Genomic DNA, 15,572 nt, shown 5'->3' on the forward strand with positions numbered 1-15,572 from the left:
TCGCTCCCACAGGGTACCGGGGCTAGGGCTATTGGCGCTGTGCCTGCTTCTGCCGGTACATCGCCGCGTCCGCCTCGGCCAGCAGGCTGTCGATCGATGCATGCCGCTCGGGGTGGTATTCGATCTGGCCAACGCTGAAACCGATGTCGTAGCCGCGCTGCAACGTCGCGTTGCGCTCGTCGAGAATTTCCCTGAGCCGCGCCATGATCGCGGTCGTCTCGACATGGGAGGACCCGGTGAGCAACGCCACGAACTCATCACCGCCCAGACGGCCGATGACGTCACTTTCGCGGAAGGCGATGCGCAGCACGTCGGCAAAGGTCTTCAGCGCGCAATCGCCCTCGGCATGCCCGAAGCGATCGTTGATGGGTTTGAAATCGTTGAGATCGAAAAACAGCAGCGTGGCCGGTCGTGAAAGCCGATCGCAAACATTCAGCGCATGCTGGGCCAACGTCTTGAAGCCGCGCCGATTCGACAACAGCGTCAGTTCATCCATGCTGGCCATCTGCACGGCGATCAATTCCTGCTCGGCCATGCTTGCCAGGTCCCGCAGCAGCTCGCGCTCTTCGTCATTGAGCTTGCGTGGCTCGGTGTCCAGCAGGCACAACGTGCCCATCTTGCTGCCATCGCCCAGGCCCAAGGGGTGGCCTGCATAGAAGCGGATGCCGGGCTGGTCCGTAACCAGCGGATTGTCATGGAACCGCTCGTCCTGCTCCGCGTCGCAAATCTCCAGGATCTCGTCTTGCAGAATGGCGTGCCCGCAGAAGGATATCTCTCGCGGGGTTTCACTGGCATCCAGGCCGGCGCTGGACTTGAACCACTGCCGGTTGGCATCCACCAGTGAAACCAGGGCAAAAGGCACGTTGAACAGGCGTCGGGCGAGACGGGTGAGTCGATCAAACCGCTCCTCGGGGGCGGTATCGAGCAACTTCAGCGATTGCAGGTTTTTCAGCCGGACGGCTTCGTTGTCAGGTTTGCCGGGCGCAAGCATCGGAAACTCCGTTGGCGAGAGTCCTTGCATTCTAGTCCAGGCCCGTGCCGAACTCGAACGGGCATTTTGCGGCACAGGCGAATACACTCAAGCAGCCGACAAAAACAGGACACTCATCGATGAAGCTTGCCAACCACGACGCCGCCCCACGCTTCTGGCGCGACGCGGCGCTGCCCTTTATCGAAGCCCGGTCCATCGCCGATGGCCGCAAGGTCTGTTATTCGCGCCACGCCCACGACCATTTTTCCATTGGCGCGATCACGGGCGGACGCAGTACCTATCTGCACGAACAATCGCGCTTCCTGGTCCAGAGCGGCACGGTGGTGCTGATGAACCCGGGCGATGTCCACGCCTGCAACCCGATCAACGATCAACCCTGGTCCTACGTGATGCTGTATGTCGACACGCAGTGGCTGAGGGACCTGCAACGGCGGATCGGCTTTGATCCGACGTTGGATTTCCAGGCATTCGACACGACGCACAGCCGGGACGTCGTGCTCTATTCGGGCCTGTGCGCACTTTACGAAGTATTGGTGGACGAGCAGATCGATGCCGATGACAAGACAGGCGCCGCCCTGGCGTTTTTCACTGACCTGCAGTATCGGCTCAACCCGGCGGGACGCCCGGATCGGGGCAGTCATCCAGCGCTGATGCGGGCCGCGCAGTTCATTCATGATCATTGCACCGAAGCCCTCAAGCTTGAAGACATCTGCGCCTTCGCCCAGCTTTCCCCATCCTATCTGAGCCGGGCGTTCAAACGTCACTACGGCATGACGCCCCATGCCTTCCTGATTAACCGGCGAATCCAGTTCGCCCGTCGCCAATTGCGCGAGGGCAAGTTGATCGCCGACGTGGCGCTGGAGAGTGGGTTTGCCGACCAGGCGCATTTCCAGCGGGCCTTCAAGCAACACCTGGCGGCGACGCCCGGGCAGTATCGCGGCTGATGCTACCCATCCCCGTGGCGAGGGAGCTTGCTCCCGCTGGGCTCTGTAGGAGCTGGCGAAGCCTGCGATCTTTTGATCTTTTGATCTTTTGATCTTTTGATCTTTTGATCTTTTGATCTTTTGATCTTTTGATCTTTCGCTCTCGATTCAATTGCCAGGGACAAGATCGCAGCCTCGTTGCACTCGGCAGCTCCTACGCAGCTCCTACGCAACTCCTACGCAGCTCCACCACAAGGACGGGTTGGCTCAAGGCAAAAGCAGATACACCGCACTCGCCACCAACAACGCGGCCATCGCCCGATTGAACAGGCGCATGGTCGCGGGGTTCCCCAGCCAGGCACGCAAAAAACTCCCAGCGTAGGCCCAGCACCCCACCGAGACGTAACAGATCACCAGGTAAATCGCCGCGAACTGCCACACCAGCGATGCCTCGCCATCGGCCACAAAAGCGCCCATCCCCGCGACGCAGGCCAGCCAGGCCTTGGGGTTGAGCCATTGCATCAGCGCGCCATGGAACATCGACGGCGCGCGCCCCTCGTCCCGGCTCCCCAGCTCGCCGTTGTCCATCGCCAGTTTCCAGGCCATGTACAACAGGAATGCCACGCCCGCCAGTTGCACCACACGCGTGAGGCCCGGCCAGCGCTGCAAGACCTCGTGCAACCCCAACCCCATCAAGACCAGCAGCAGGACAAACCCCAGGGTCGCACCGGCGACATGGCGCAAGGTGGCGCGAAACCCATAGCGGGCCCCGGCGCTGAGGGCCACGATGTTGACCGGCCCCGGTGTGATGGAAGCCACCAGTGCGAAGGTTGCCATGGAAAATATCAAGCTCATCACATAATCTTCTTCAGTTCAGGAAAGAGGCCCCAAAGGTAAACGGGCCTGCTCCGGGGGTATTGAAGAAAACTGCCTTGTCATCGAGCGCCACCGCTCATTTTTTTACGCAAACTTTACGCGGTAGCCGATTCACCAAAATCGATACTGTGCGGCTCATTGGATCAGGCGTTTCTCATGTCAATTGCGGTTCTGCGTCTCATCGGTTTCATCCTTGGTATTTTCCTGATCACCCTCGCGATCAGCATGGCGATTCCGCTGTTCACGCTGATGTTCTACGACCGCAACGACGACTTGTCGGCGTTTCTCTGGTCGAGCCTGATCACCTTCGTCTGCGGCATTGCACTGGTCGCCCGTGGCCGTCCGGAACATGCCCATATGCGCCCTCGGGAAATGTACCTGCTGACCACCGCCAGTTGGGTGTTCGTCTGTGCATTCGCCGCCCTGCCCATGGTGTTGATCCAGCACATCAGCTACACCGATGCCTTCTTCGAGACCATGTCGGGCATCACGACCACGGGCTCGACCATCCTGACCGGGCTGGATACCGCGTCTCCGGGCCTGTTGATCTGGCGCTCGATGCTGCACTGGCTCGGCGGGATCGGTTTCATCGGCATGGCCGTGGCGGTGCTGCCATTGCTGCGGGTCGGCGGCATGCGGCTGTTCCAGACCGAATCATCGGACTGGTCGGAGAAAGTCACGCCGCGCTCTCACGTCGCGGCCAACTACATCCTGTGGATCTACGTCGGCTTGACCGCCCTCTCGACCCTGGCGCTGTGGCTGGCCGGCATGACGCCCTTCGAGGCGATCAACCATGCGATGTCGCTGATTTCCACCGGCGGCTTCTCCACCTCCGATGCGTCACTTGCACACTGGCCGCAACCGGCGGTTCATTGGGTGTCGGTGATCGTCATGATGGCCGGATCGCTGCCCTTTACGCTGTATGTCGCGACATTGCGAGGCCACCGGCGCGCCTTGCTCAAGGACCAGCAAGTCAGGGGGTTCGTCGGGTTCCTGGTCGTCACCTGGCTCGTGGTCGGTACCTGGCTGAGCCTGAACAGCGACTACGGGTGGTGGGACGCGTTCCGTATCGTGGCGGTCAACGTCACATCCGTTGTCACCACTACGGGCGTGGCGTTGGGCGACTACACGCTGTGGGGCAGTTTCGCCCTGTTGCTGTTCTTTTACCTGACCTTCGTCGGCGGCTGTTCAGGGTCCACGGCCGGGGGCCTGAAGATTTTTCGCTTTCAGGTCGCCAACGTCCTGCTGATGGGCAGTTTGAAGCAACTGATCCACCCCCGGGCGGTGATCCAGAAGAAATACAACAACCACCCCATCGACGAGGAAATCGTTCGCTCGCTGCTGACTTTTTCGTTCTTCTTCACCATCACGATCGGCGCCATCGCCCTGGGCCTCGCACTGATCGGCCTGGACTGGACGACCGCCTTGACCGGCGCAGCCACCGCCGTGTGTAACGTCGGCCCGGGCCTGGGCAACATCATCGGGCCGGCCGGCAACTTCTCGACCTTGCCGGATTCGGCAAAATGGCTGCTGACCATCGGCATGCTCCTGGGACGCCTGGAAATCCTGACGGTGCTGGTGTTGTTCACGCCGGTGTTCTGGAAATACTGACCCTTCGCCACGGCCGATCGACAGACGAAAAAAAGCCGCGATGCCTGTACAGGCATCGCGGCTTCATTCACGCAATCAGCGGTCGTTCTTTATCGAAGAACGGGTCGCATTGGTCAGGCCCTTGGTGTTGTGCGTACCCGGTGTCGCCGTGGAAATCGCCGACGCCTTGCTCAAGCCGCGAGTATCGCGATCCTTCGCAATGGCCGAGGTCACGGAAGACTTGCTGGCACGGTCGGTGCGGGTGGTGCCGGTGTGCTTGCCGCTCAGGCCGTGATCACGGGTGCGGGTGCCGGTGTGGTCGCTGGCCAGTCCCTTGCCATGACCGCTGGAATCGCCCGACTTGTCATGGCCCTGGCCCCCGCCAATGCCGCCCCCCATGCCACCACCGTGGCCGCCGCCATTGCCGCCACCGTTTCCGCCGCCGTTACCACCCCCGCCCCCATTGCCACCGCCTGCGGCGTAGGTCGAGCCGATTGGCGACAGGTCGGCAGGCAACAATGCCGAGGCACCGAACGCCAAGGCACAGACAGCAACGGCAATCAGGGTTTTCTTATGTTTGGACATGATGTCTCCGAAAGACAAAAACAGCGGGTGAACCCTTAAGACTCGAAGGTTCAATTTTTGTTCGTGATCGTCCGACCAAATGACTGGAAAATTCACTGTCGATTTTTCGGTGGAGTCGTCCCGCACGCGGTTCTATGCTCTGCCCCATGAACCTACATGACTCGCTGCTCCCGCCCCACGCCGAGATGGTCCGCGCCATGCTCGAACGAGACACCGCCTACGAGGGGGTGTTTTTCACTGCGGTCAAGACCACCGGCATCTTCTGTCGCCCCAGTTGCACCGCGCGCAAGCCGAAACCGGAGAACGTAGAATTCTTCGCCCACGCCGATGAAGCCATGTCCGCCGGCTATCGAGCCTGCCTGCGTTGCAAGCCGCTGGACGCCGCCGCCATTGCGCCGGACTGGATCCAGGCGCTGCTCAAGGCCGTGGACGCTGAACCCGACCTGCGCTGGACCGACGCCCTGCTACTGGAACAAGGCATCGAACCGCTGACTTTGCGCCGCTGGTTCAAGCAGCATTTCGGCATGACTTTCCATGCCTACCTGCGTACCCGGCGCCTGGGCATTGCCTTGGGCGGCATCAAGGACGGCGCTTCGATCGACAACGCAGCGTTCGATTCCGGCTATGAATCGCTGAGCGGGTTTCGCGATGCCTTCGTGAAATCCTTTCATATCACGCCCGGCCGTGCCGGTCTCAGTGAACCCTTGTTGTTCACTCGCCTGACCACGCCGCTGGGGCCGATGCTGGCGATGGCCGAGCGCCGTGGCCTGGTGCTGTTGGAATTCCTCGACCGCCCGGCCCTGACCAAGGAGCTGGAGGAACTTCAGCAACGCTACGGCTACACAGTCGCACCGGGGCACAACGCTCATCTGCAACAGATCGAAACCGAACTGGCGGAGTATTTCGCCGGCAAACTCACGGTGTTCAACGTCCCCCTGCACATGCCCGGCAGCGTCTTTGCGGTCCGGGTCTGGGCCGAGCTGCAGAAGATCCCCTACGGTGAAACCCGAAGCTACGGCGCCATCGCCTCCGTCCTGGGCAGCCCTGGCGCCAGCCGCGCCGTGGGCCTGGCCAACGGGCAGAATCGCCTGGCCATCGTCATTCCCTGCCACCGGGTGATTGGCGCCGATGGCTCGCTGACCGGCTACGGTGGCGGCCAGCCGCGCAAGGCTTTCCTCTTGCGGCTGGAAAAGGCCAAGGTGCAGGTTTCACTGCCGCTGGCGTTTTGAACGTCCCGGAGAACAAACGACGCATGCCTGTGCCCTACCACGACGCCAGTGTTTTCCTGGCGAATCTCGACGAAGACTGGCGACGGCACGTCGAGGCGATTGGCCCTTGCCTGTTGCAGCCCAAGCCGGCCCGGGATCCCTATGAAGCCTTGGCCAGGGCGATCGCCTACCAGCAACTGCACGCCAAGGCAGGCGATGCGATCCTCGGTCGCCTCCAGGCGTTGTTCCCGGCGCAGGCGTTTCCCCGCCCCGAGCAGATCCTGGCGACAGACGTGGCGCAACTGCGCGGTTGCGGATTCTCCGCCAGCAAGATCACAACCATCCAAGGCATCGCCCAAGCCACACTGGACGGCGTCGTCCCGGATTACGCCACGGCGCGAGACATGGACGACGAAGCGCTGATCGAACGCCTGGTCAGCTTGCGCGGCGTCGGGCGCTGGACCGTGGAGATGTTGCTGATCTACAGCCTGGAGCGACCCGATGTGCTGCCGGCGGATGACTTTGGGGTTCGCGAGGGATATCGGCGGCTAAAGGGATTGGCGCAACAGCCCAGCCGCAAGCAGATGGTCGAGATCGGCCTGGGCTGGAGCCCTTATCGGACGGTGGCGGCGTGGTATTTGTGGCGGATTCCCAAGTGATGCTGGCTGTGCCGGCGCCTTCGCGAGCAAGCTCGCTCCCACAGGGGATTTTCTGTGTAGATACAATGTGTGGACACTGAAGATCCCTGTGGGAGCGAGCTTGCTCGCGAAGGCGGTCGCATGGTCACTTTCGATTCAACGGTCAAGACACCGGCCGTCTAGGCTGTACTGAGTCATTTCCAACCCCAATCGGAGGTTCCCCCATGCACCTCGAAGGATCCTGCCACTGCGGCGCCGTGTCGTTCAGCCTGGACAGCCATCATCCCTATCCTTATCAGCGCTGCTATTGCTCGATCTGCCGCAAGACCCAGGGCGGCGGCGGTTTTGCGATCAACCTGGGGGGCGATGCGCAGAGCCTGAAGGTGCAAGGCCGCAAACACATCACGGTCTATCACGCGCGGCTGAAGGATGAGGGCGATAAACGCGCCCACCGCAGCAGCGCCGAACGACACTTCTGCTCGTTATGCGGGTCGGGTTTGTGGCTGTTCAGCCCGGAATGGCCGGAGCTGATACATCCTTTTGCCTCGGCCATCGACACGCCGTTGCCGATCCCGCCGGAACACACCCACCTGATGCTGGGCTCCAAGGCGTCGTGGGTCGAGGTCGAGGCGCATCAGGACGACCAGCAGTTCGAGGTGTATCCCGAAGAATCGATTGCCCAATGGCATGAGCGCCTGGGTTTGCCTCGTTAGGCCGGCACGCCGCTGTGGAACCGGAACTCCACATCCGGCGACTCGATCAGTTCCCGCTCGGCCTCACGCACCTTGTCGATCACCTGGGCGATGTCCTTGGCGTCGCCATACTGATAGGCCAGCTTCAAGTAGCCCTGGAAATGCCGGGCCTCGCTTTTCAGCAGACCGAAATAGAACTTGCCCAGCTCCTCATCCAGATGCGGCACCAACGCCTCGAAACGCTCGCAACTGCGGGCCTCGATGAAGGCGCCGACCACCAGGGTATCCACCAGTTTCACCGGCTCGTGGCTGCGCACCACTTTGCGCAACCCCGAGGCGTAGCGCCCGGCGGAAAGCTGGCGCAGGCCGACCTTGCGCTTTTTCATCAGGCGCATGACCTGCTCGTGATGCACCAGTTCTTCCCGGGCCAGGCGCGACATCATATTGATCAAGTCAACATGGGAATGGTACTTGGCGATCAGGCTCAGGGCAGTGCTGGCGGCCTTGAACTCGCAGTTCTTGTGGTCGATCAGCAAGGTTTCCTGATCGGCCAGCGCCGCCTGGACCCAGGCATCGGGCGTGCGGCAGCCAAGGAATTCGTGGATTTCGGGAAGGATCATGGGGCTCACGGGAAAAGGTAGTCGAGCAAAGGGCGCCGATTATACCGGCCTGCCTCCAGACCACCAGCCACCGCCGTTGATATGCATCAAGTCGACGGGCCATCCACAGCAACTATAGTTGAGCAACGCCATGCCTCTTTATTGCTGGAGACGCCGATCATGCAAGCCATTCGCAGCATCCTGGTGGTCATCGAACCCGAACATTCGGAAAGCCTGGCGCTCAAGCGCGCCAAGCTGATCGCCGGAGTGACCCAAGCCCACCTGCACTTGCTGGTGTGCGACAAGCACCATGACCACGCGGGCCTGCTCAGTGTGCTCAAGAGCGCGCTGCTGTCGGACGGCTACAGCGTCACCACCGAGCAAGCCTGGAACGACAGCCTCCACGAAACCATCATCGACGTGCAACAGGCCGAAGGCTGTGGCCTGGTCATCAAGCAGCATTTCCCCGACAGCCCGTTGAAAAAAGCCCTGCTGACCCCGGCGGACTGGAAACTGCTGCGCCATTGCCCGACCCCGGTGCTGCTGGTCAAGACCACCGGTTCCTGGAAAGACAGGGTCATCCTCGCCGCTGTCGACGTCGGCAATGCCGATGGCGAGCATCGCCACCTGCACTCGACCATCATCGACCATGGCTATGACATCGCCCTCCTGGCCAAGGCGCACCTGCACGTCATCAGCGCCCATCCGTCACCGATGCTCTCGTCGGCCGACCCGACGTTCCAGCTCAAGGAAACCATCGAGGCCCGTTATCGCGAACAGTGCCGGGCGTTCCAGGCCGAATTCGACATTGACGACCAGCACCTGCACATCCAGGAAGGCCCGGCGGACGTGTTGATTCCCTACATGGCCCACAAGCTCCAGGCCGCGGTCACGGTGATCGGCACCGTGGCGCGCTCCGGTTTGTCAGGGGTGCTGATCGGCAATACCGCCGAAGCCGTGCTCGATGCGCTGGAAAGCGACGTGCTGGTACTCAAGCCGCAGGAGGTCGAGGATCACCTGGTGGAACTGGCGGTCAAGGGTTGAAGATCAAAAGATCGCAGGCTTCGCCAGCTCCTACAGTATGGCGCGGTCCTTGTAGGAGCTGCCGAAGGCTGCGATCTTTTCAGCCGCCGATCGCATCCTTCAGGAATCCCGGCGCGATGTAGCGCTGGTAATGCGCTTCGGACAGCAGGAAAAATTCCCGATCAATGGCATCGCGCAGGTCCGGCAGCTCCCAATCGCGGAATTCGGGCAGCAGCACCATCCCGTAGGCTTCCAGGTTGTTGATCACCCGCGCACCCCGGGCAATCAACTGGTAGGCCCAGCAATATTCAGACTGGTGCGGCACGAAGCGGATCTTGCGCGCTTCCAGTTGCTGGCGCAGCAGCGCCGGATCGAAAACCTCCAGCTTCGCCACCATCACCTGCACCAGCAGTTGCTCGAGCCGCATCCACACCGCGCGTTTCTCGTCCTCGTTGTAGCCGTTCCAGTGAATCACTTCATGGTGGAACCGCTTGCAGCCACGGCACACCAGGTCACCGTAGACAGTGGAACAGAGGCCGACGCAGGGCGTCTTGATGAGCTGGTTGGGCATAAGGCAACGCACACGCAAAAACAGGACAGGCGGGCATGTTAGCCCTTTGTCTAAGATTGATCACCCCTCAAACCTGGAAGCCCAACTTACCTTTAATTTTTTTTTCCCGTAGAATCAGCCAGCCTTTTAAGGCGCCAATGTCCGTTAGAAGCTGTTTTCAAAGCGTCACGAGCACAGTCGTTCCTTCAGAGCGGTGTTGGCGAAGGGTCTTTCCAGCGGGGAAAGCCCAGCGCCAACCCTCATCAGCTCCCGTTCTGCAGGCGTAAAACTTTGAAAGCAGCTTCTGTGAGGAACTCCGGCCATCCTGGCGCGGCGGCTCAAAAAGCCCCCTGCGCGCATGAATGCCGTGAGTTTCTGGATGAGCGTCCCGGACACCCATTTGGGACCACTGATGAGGGTAATAACTGTGCTTGAAGCCTACCGCAAACATATCGAAGAGCGCGCAGCACTGGGTATCGTTCCCCAGCCGCTTAACGCCGAACAAACCGCAGGCCTGATCGAGCTGCTGAAGAATCCTCCGGCTGGCGAAGAAGCTTTCCTCGTTGACCTGATCACCAATCGCGTTCCGCCTGGAGTCGACGAAGCCGCCTACGTCAAGGCCGGTTTCCTGTCCGCCCTGGCCAAGGGCCAGGCCCAATCCCCTCTGCTGGACAAGAAGCGCGCCGTCGAACTGCTCGGCACCATGCAGGGCGGCTACAACATCGTGACCCTGGTCGAACTGCTGGACGACGCCGAGCTGGCGCCAGTCGCCGCCGAAGAACTCAAGCACACCCTGCTGATGTTCGATGCCTTCCACGACGTGGCTGAGAAAGCCAAGAACGGTAACGTCCACGCCAAGGCCGTGCTGCAATCCTGGGCTGACGGCGAGTGGTTCAAGAAGCGCCCGGTGCTGGCCGACAAGATCAGCCTGCGCGTCTTCAAGGTCACCGGCGAAACCAACACCGACGACCTGTCCCCTGCCCCGGACGCCTGGTCGCGTCCTGACATCCCGCTGCACGCCCTCGCCATGTTGAAAATGGCCCGTGACGGCATCGTTCCGGACGAGCAAGGCAAGACCGGCCCGATGAAGCAGATCGAAGAAATGCGCGGCCAAGGCTTCCCGATCGCCTACGTCGGTGACGTGGTCGGTACCGGTTCCTCGCGTAAATCGGCCACCAACTCGGTGCTGTGGTTCTTCGGCGACGACATCCCTTACGTACCGAACAAGCGCGCTGGCGGTTTCTGCTTCGGCAGCAAGATCGCCCCGATCTTCTACAACACCATGGAAGATGCCGGCGCATTGCCGATCGAGTTCGACGTGTCGAACATGAACATGGGCGACGTGATCGACCTGTACCCGCATGCCGGCAAGGTCTGCAAGCACGGTACCGACGAAGTCATCACCACCTTCGAAATGAAGACCCCGGTGTTGTTGGACGAAGTCCGCGCCGGCGGCCGTATTCCGCTGATCATCGGCCGTGGCCTGACCGAGAAGGCTCGCGCCGAACTGGGCCTGCCACCGTTCGACCTGTTCAAGAAGCCTGAAGCGCCAGCCGAAAGCACCAAGGGTTTCACCCTGGCGCAGAAGATGGTCGGCAAGGCTTGCGGCCTGGCGGAAGGCCAAGGCGTTCGTCCTGGCACCTACTGCGAACCGAAAATGACCACCGTAGGTTCCCAGGACACCACCGGTCCTATGACCCGTGACGAACTGAAAGACCTGGCGTGCCTGGGCTTCTCGGCTGACCTGGTGATGCAGTCCTTCTGCCACACCGCGGCTTATCCAAAGCCGATCGACGTGACCACCCACCACACCCTGCCTGACTTCATCATGACCCGCGGCGGCGTTTCCCTGCGTCCGGGCGACGGCATCATCCACTCGTGGCTGAACCGCATGTTGCTGCCAGACACCGTGGGCACCGGCGGCGACTCGCACACCCGTTTCCCGATGGGCATCTCGTTCCCGGCCGGTTCCGGCCTGGTCGCGTTTGCCGCTGCCACCGGCGTCATGCCGCTGGACATGCCGGAATCGATCCTGGTGCGCTTCAAAGGCAAGATGAAACCTGGCATCACCCTGCGTGACCTGGTTCATGCCATTCCGTACTTCGCGATCCAGAACGGTCTGTTGACCGTCGAGAAGAAAGGCAAGAAAAACGCCTTCTCCGGCCGAATCCTGGAAATCGAAGGCCTGGAAGGCTTGACCCTGGAACAGGCGTTCGAACTGTCCGACGCCTCGGCCGAACGTTCGGCTGCCGGTTGCACCATCAAGCTGTCCAAAGAGTCGATCACCGAGTACCTGCAGTCCAACATCACCCTGCTGCGCTGGATGATCGGCGAAGGCTACGGCGATGCACGTACCCTGGAACGTCGCGCCCAAGCGATGGAAGCCTGGATCGCCAACCCGCAACTGATGGAAGCCGATGCCGACGCCGAATACGCCGAAGTCATCGAGATCGACCTGGCCGACATCAGCGAGCCTGTGCTTTGCGCGCCGAACGATCCGGACGATGCCCGTCTGCTGTCCAGCGTTGCTGGCGAGAAGATCGACGAAGTGTTCATCGGCTCGTGTATGACCAACATCGGTCACTTCCGCGCCGCCGGTAAACTGCTGGATCAGGTCAAGGGCCAGCTGCCAACCCGTCTGTGGCTGTCGCCACCGACCAAGATGGACGCTCACCAGCTCACCGAAGAAGGCTACTACGGCATCTACGGCAAGGCCGGTGCACGGATGGAAATGCCAGGCTGCTCGCTGTGCATGGGTAACCAGGCACGCGTCGAGCCGAACTCCACCGTGGTCTCGACCTCCACCCGTAACTTCCCGAACCGTCTGGGCGATGGCGCGAATGTCTACCTGGCTTCGGCCGAATTGGCATCCGTAGCGTCCATCCTGGGTCGCCTGCCGACCGTCGAGGAGTACATGGAATACGCCGGCAAGATCGACAGCATGGCAGCGGACGTATACCGCTACCTGAGCTTCGACCAGATCGCCGAGTTCCGTGAGGCGGCTGCGAACGCCAACATCCCGGTCGTCCAAGCCTAACGCTTAAGACGCCCAACTAAAAACGCCGCCCTTCTCGCGAGGGGCGGCGTTTTTTTATGCCTGTCTATTTTTGATGCACGCTGAGCCACCGCCTTCGCGAGCAAGCTCGCTCCCACATTGGATTTTCAGCGAACACAAAATTCATATACACCGCAAAACCTGTGGGAGCGAGCTTGCTCGCGAAGAGGCCGGCCCGTCCAACATCTTCATCGACTGTGACAACGCCTTCGCGAGCAAGCTCGCTCCCACAGGAAAGGCCTACGTCAAGAGGGAATAGACCAACGCCGTAATCGCCACCAAGCCCACCGCGACCACAAAGACATTCGACGCCTGGCCGCGATAGCGGGCCATGGCTGGCACTTTGCGGATGGCGTACATCGGCATCAGGAACAGGATCGCCGCGATCACCGGACCGCCCAGGGTTTCGATCATGCCCAGGATGCTCGGGTTGAGCGTGGCGACGACCCAGCACACCACCAGCATGAACGCCGCAGTCAGGCGATCGAGGGTCTTGGGGGCTGGGCGGCGGCCGCTCTTGACGATCAGGCCCTTGAGGCCTTCACTGGCGCCGATGTAGTGCCCCAGGAACGACTTGGAGATGGCGACAAATGCGATCAGCGGCGCGGCAAAGGCGATGGTCGGGTTGCTGAAATGGTTGGCCAGGTACGACAGGATCGACAGGTTCTGCGCCTTGGCCTCGGCCAGCTGTGCCGGGGACAGGGTCAGCACGCAACTGAACACGAAGAACAGCACCATCACCACCATCAGCACATGGGCACGCGACAGGATTTGTGAGCTGCGCTCTTCGGCATTGTTGCCGTAGCGCCGTTTCTGGTCCACCGCGAATGCCGAGATGATCGGCGAATGGTTGAACGAAAACACCATCACCGGAATCGCCAGCCACAAGGTATGCAGCAACGCCGAAGGCTCCGGCAGCGTCGACGCGGTGGTCAGGATCCCGCCGTTCCAGTGAGGCACCAGGAACACCGCGAGGAACAGCAGCGCCACGATGAACGGATAGACCATCAGGCTCATGGCCTTGACGATCGCCTGCTCGCCACAGCGCACCACTGCCAACAGGCCGAGGATGAGCATCAGCGACAACACCGCCCGGGGAGGGGGCTGCACGTGCAGCTGGTGTTCCAGGAAACTGCCGACCGTATTGGTCAGCGCCACGCTGTAGATCAGCAGGATCGGGAAGATGGCGAAGAAGTACAGAAGCGTGATCAGCGCGCCAGCCTTGATACCGAAATGCTCCTCCACCACCTCGGTGATGTCCGCCCCGTCGCGACCGGACAGCACGAAACGGGTCAGGCCCCGGTGCGCATAGAACGTCATCGGGAATGCCAGCACTGCCAGGACCAGCAGCGGCCAGAAGCCCCCCAGGCCAGCATTGATCGGTAAAAACAGCGTGCCAGCGCCAATGGCGGTTCCAAACAGGCCCAACATCCACGTCGTATCGTGGCGACTCCATTGGCTGAGGGTGGCTGGGGCTGTCGTTTCAAAGCGCTCTTCGACGCTGTTGGCCTGATCATTCATCCGGTCGGATCTCCGCTTTCCGGTCACATGCACCCGGCCGGGACGAGTCGGAAAACCCCGACAGGCAGCGCCCTGGCCGAAACAGGGGCGCGATTGTCCGGGATTAGCGAGCAGAAGCAAAGACTTAGCTGAGGAGTGGTTTTGCGGAGCAGATTTTTTGACTCACGCCCACAAGGATTGAACCGGATCCAAAAATGACCCTAAAAAGCCCAGGCTACCTCTCCTTTCGACTCCTACAATCAGGTTGAATACGTAATGATCGAAACACCGCCCACAGGAGCCCAGCATGACCGCAACCGTTCTGGTACTGGTTGAAACCGTCAACGAATACCTGCCGATCCTCGAGCGCCAGGGCTATCACCTGGAGTTGGCGCCCACGCCCGCCGAACGCAAGGCAGCGATCTTCGAACACGGCGACCGATTCAGCGCGGTGTTGACCCGTGGCCCGCTGGGTTTGACGGCTGAAGAAATGGCGGCCCTGCCCAACCTCAAGATCATCTGCGTGATCGGCGCCGGTTATGAACAAGTGGACCTGCAAGCCGCCAGCGACCGAGGCATCGTCGTCACCAACGGGGCCGGGGTCAACGCCTCGTCGGTGGCCGACCATGCCATGGCGTTGTTGCTGGCATTGGTGCGCGATGTGCCTCGATCCGATGCAGCCCTGCGCCGGGGGGAATGGCCGCGAAGCACGCGCCCTTCCCTCGCCGGCAAGCACCTGGGCGTGCTGGGACTCGGCGCCGTGGGCATGGCGATTGCCAAGCGGGCCGCCCTCGGTTTCGACATGAACGTCAGCTACCACAATCGCCGCGTGCGCACCGACGTGCCCTACAGCTTCTGCGCCACGCCCACGGAACTGGCCCGGGTTTCCGATTTCTTGATCGTTGCGACGCCTGGCGGCCTGGATACCCGGCAACTGATCAACAAACAGGCCCTCGATGCCCTGGGGCCCAACGGCTTCCTGGTGAATATCGCCCGGGGCAGCGTGGTCGCCACCGCCGACCTGATCAGCGCCCTTGAACATCGGCGAATTGCCGGGGCTGCGCTGGACGTATTCGACCATGAGCCCGAAGTACCCGACGCCCTCAAGCATTTGCCCAACGTCGTGCTGACACCCCACGTGGCCGGGCTGTCGCCGGAAGCGACACGCGCCATGGTGGAACTGGTCGGCGATAACCTGAACGCGTTCTTTTCCGGCAAACCGGTGCTAACACCGGTGGAGATGCCCGACGCACAGGCTTGCGTCGACCGATAGGCCACGCAGCACCACGGCTCATCAAATCCGCTGATCACCTAGCAACACGCTAACCTATAACACCCCGGC

Annotated in this window: 14 protein-coding genes; 8 read left to right on the forward strand and 6 right to left on the reverse strand. The window is 61.4% G+C overall.

Features of this window, described 5'->3' with window-relative positions:
- Positions 1 to 28: 28 nt before the first annotated feature.
- Positions 29 to 991 carry a GGDEF domain-containing protein gene (locus M8Q45_RS13405; protein ID WP_249875148.1) on the reverse strand — a complete coding sequence of 321 codons (963 nt, stop codon included), beginning with the start codon at positions 989 to 991 and terminating at the stop codon, positions 29 to 31.
- Positions 992 to 1,110: 119 nt separating this feature from the next.
- On the opposite strand from M8Q45_RS13405, the gene M8Q45_RS13410 reads away from it, so the two are divergent.
- Positions 1,111 to 1,935, forward strand: a complete 825-nt coding sequence (locus tag M8Q45_RS13410) for a helix-turn-helix transcriptional regulator (protein ID WP_249875149.1) — start codon at positions 1,111 to 1,113, stop codon at positions 1,933 to 1,935.
- Positions 1,936 to 2,181: 246 nt separating this feature from the next.
- Here M8Q45_RS13410 and M8Q45_RS13415 read toward each other — a convergent pair whose 3' ends face one another.
- A complete protein-coding gene (locus M8Q45_RS13415; protein ID WP_249875150.1) occupies positions 2,182 to 2,769 on the reverse strand; it encodes a LysE family translocator in 588 nt (195 codons plus the stop codon).
- A 177-nt stretch (positions 2,770 to 2,946) separates the two neighbouring features.
- Between M8Q45_RS13415 and M8Q45_RS13420 the strand changes: the two genes are divergently transcribed.
- Positions 2,947 to 4,401: a TrkH family potassium uptake protein gene (locus tag M8Q45_RS13420; protein WP_249875151.1), complete on the forward strand. Its 1,455-nt coding sequence runs from the start codon at positions 2,947 to 2,949 to the stop codon at positions 4,399 to 4,401.
- A 75-nt stretch (positions 4,402 to 4,476) separates the two neighbouring features.
- On the opposite strand, the gene M8Q45_RS13425 is transcribed toward M8Q45_RS13420, so the two are convergent.
- Entirely contained in the window at positions 4,477 to 4,965 is a 489-nt protein-coding gene (locus tag M8Q45_RS13425; protein WP_249875152.1) for a hypothetical protein, read from the reverse strand.
- Positions 4,966 to 5,111: 146 nt separating this feature from the next.
- On the opposite strand from M8Q45_RS13425, the gene M8Q45_RS13430 reads away from it, so the two are divergent.
- The 3 genes from M8Q45_RS13430 to M8Q45_RS13440 all read left to right on the forward strand — a co-directional run bounded on the left by M8Q45_RS13430 (position 5,112) and on the right by M8Q45_RS13440 (position 7,524).
- Positions 5,112 to 6,194 carry a bifunctional transcriptional activator/DNA repair enzyme AdaA gene (locus M8Q45_RS13430; protein WP_249875153.1) on the forward strand — a complete coding sequence of 361 codons (1,083 nt, stop codon included), beginning with the start codon at positions 5,112 to 5,114 and terminating at the stop codon, positions 6,192 to 6,194.
- Positions 6,195 to 6,217: 23 nt separating this feature from the next.
- On the forward strand, positions 6,218 to 6,832 hold the full coding sequence (locus tag M8Q45_RS13435) for a DNA-3-methyladenine glycosylase family protein (protein ID WP_249875154.1): 615 nt from the start codon (positions 6,218 to 6,220) through the stop codon (positions 6,830 to 6,832).
- 203 nt (positions 6,833 to 7,035) lie between these two features.
- Positions 7,036 to 7,524 carry a GFA family protein gene (locus M8Q45_RS13440; RefSeq protein WP_249875155.1) on the forward strand — a complete coding sequence of 163 codons (489 nt, stop codon included), beginning with the start codon at positions 7,036 to 7,038 and terminating at the stop codon, positions 7,522 to 7,524.
- On the opposite strand, the gene M8Q45_RS13445 is transcribed toward M8Q45_RS13440, so the two are convergent.
- Positions 7,521 to 8,123 carry a MiaE family protein gene (locus M8Q45_RS13445; protein WP_249875156.1) on the reverse strand — a complete coding sequence of 201 codons (603 nt, stop codon included), beginning with the start codon at positions 8,121 to 8,123 and terminating at the stop codon, positions 7,521 to 7,523. The genes M8Q45_RS13440 and M8Q45_RS13445 overlap by 4 nt on opposite strands.
- Positions 8,124 to 8,282: 159 nt before the next feature.
- Between M8Q45_RS13445 and uspL the strand changes: the two genes are divergently transcribed.
- A complete protein-coding gene (gene uspL / locus M8Q45_RS13450; RefSeq protein WP_249875157.1) occupies positions 8,283 to 9,146 on the forward strand; it encodes a universal stress protein UspL in 864 nt (287 codons plus the stop codon).
- A gap of 79 nt (positions 9,147 to 9,225) precedes the next feature.
- Here the strand turns inward: uspL and M8Q45_RS13455 are convergent, their stop codons facing one another.
- Positions 9,226 to 9,696 carry a DUF1289 domain-containing protein gene (locus tag M8Q45_RS13455; RefSeq protein WP_198797473.1) on the reverse strand — a complete coding sequence of 157 codons (471 nt, stop codon included), beginning with the start codon at positions 9,694 to 9,696 and terminating at the stop codon, positions 9,226 to 9,228.
- 406 nt (positions 9,697 to 10,102) lie between these two features.
- Here M8Q45_RS13455 and acnB point away from each other — a divergent pair, with 406 nt between their 5' ends.
- Entirely contained in the window at positions 10,103 to 12,712 is a 2,610-nt protein-coding gene (acnB, locus tag M8Q45_RS13460; protein ID WP_249877324.1) for a bifunctional aconitate hydratase 2/2-methylisocitrate dehydratase, read from the forward strand.
- A 258-nt stretch (positions 12,713 to 12,970) separates the two neighbouring features.
- Here acnB and M8Q45_RS13465 read toward each other — a convergent pair whose 3' ends face one another.
- Positions 12,971 to 14,251, reverse strand: coding sequence for a serine/threonine transporter (locus M8Q45_RS13465; RefSeq protein ID WP_249875158.1), 1,281 nt, complete (start codon positions 14,249 to 14,251; stop codon positions 12,971 to 12,973).
- Between the two features lie 286 nt (positions 14,252 to 14,537).
- Between M8Q45_RS13465 and M8Q45_RS13470 the strand changes: the two genes are divergently transcribed.
- Positions 14,538 to 15,503 carry a 2-hydroxyacid dehydrogenase gene (locus tag M8Q45_RS13470; RefSeq protein WP_249875159.1) on the forward strand — a complete coding sequence of 322 codons (966 nt, stop codon included), beginning with the start codon at positions 14,538 to 14,540 and terminating at the stop codon, positions 15,501 to 15,503.
- The last annotated feature ends 69 nt before the right edge of the window (positions 15,504 to 15,572 follow it).

Source organism: Pseudomonas sp. T1.Ur, assembly GCF_023516725.1.
Lineage (GTDB): Bacteria > Pseudomonadota > Gammaproteobacteria > Pseudomonadales > Pseudomonadaceae > Aquipseudomonas > Aquipseudomonas alvandae.

Bases quoted from the DNA above. Each gene is read 5' to 3' on its own strand.
- M8Q45_RS13405 (WP_249875148.1), bottom strand. From the start codon at position 991: ATGCTTGCGCCCGGCAAACCTGACAACGAAGCCGTCCGGCTGAAAAAC.
- M8Q45_RS13410 (WP_249875149.1), top strand. From the start codon at position 1,111: ATGAAGCTTGCCAACCACGACGCCGCCCCACGCTTCTGGCGCGACGCG.
- M8Q45_RS13415 (WP_249875150.1), bottom strand. From the start codon at position 2,769: ATGAGCTTGATATTTTCCATGGCAACCTTCGCACTGGTGGCTTCCATC.
- M8Q45_RS13420 (WP_249875151.1), top strand. From the start codon at position 2,947: ATGTCAATTGCGGTTCTGCGTCTCATCGGTTTCATCCTTGGTATTTTC.
- M8Q45_RS13425 (WP_249875152.1), bottom strand. From the start codon at position 4,965: ATGTCCAAACATAAGAAAACCCTGATTGCCGTTGCTGTCTGTGCCTTG.
- M8Q45_RS13430 (WP_249875153.1), top strand. From the start codon at position 5,112: ATGAACCTACATGACTCGCTGCTCCCGCCCCACGCCGAGATGGTCCGC.
- M8Q45_RS13435 (WP_249875154.1), top strand. From the start codon at position 6,218: ATGCCTGTGCCCTACCACGACGCCAGTGTTTTCCTGGCGAATCTCGAC.
- M8Q45_RS13440 (WP_249875155.1), top strand. From the start codon at position 7,036: ATGCACCTCGAAGGATCCTGCCACTGCGGCGCCGTGTCGTTCAGCCTG.
- M8Q45_RS13445 (WP_249875156.1), bottom strand. From the start codon at position 8,123: ATGATCCTTCCCGAAATCCACGAATTCCTTGGCTGCCGCACGCCCGAT.
- uspL (WP_249875157.1), top strand. From the start codon at position 8,283: ATGCAAGCCATTCGCAGCATCCTGGTGGTCATCGAACCCGAACATTCG.
- M8Q45_RS13455 (WP_198797473.1), bottom strand. From the start codon at position 9,696: ATGCCCAACCAGCTCATCAAGACGCCCTGCGTCGGCCTCTGTTCCACT.
- M8Q45_RS13465 (WP_249875158.1), bottom strand. From the start codon at position 14,251: ATGAATGATCAGGCCAACAGCGTCGAAGAGCGCTTTGAAACGACAGCC.
- M8Q45_RS13470 (WP_249875159.1), top strand. From the start codon at position 14,538: ATGACCGCAACCGTTCTGGTACTGGTTGAAACCGTCAACGAATACCTG.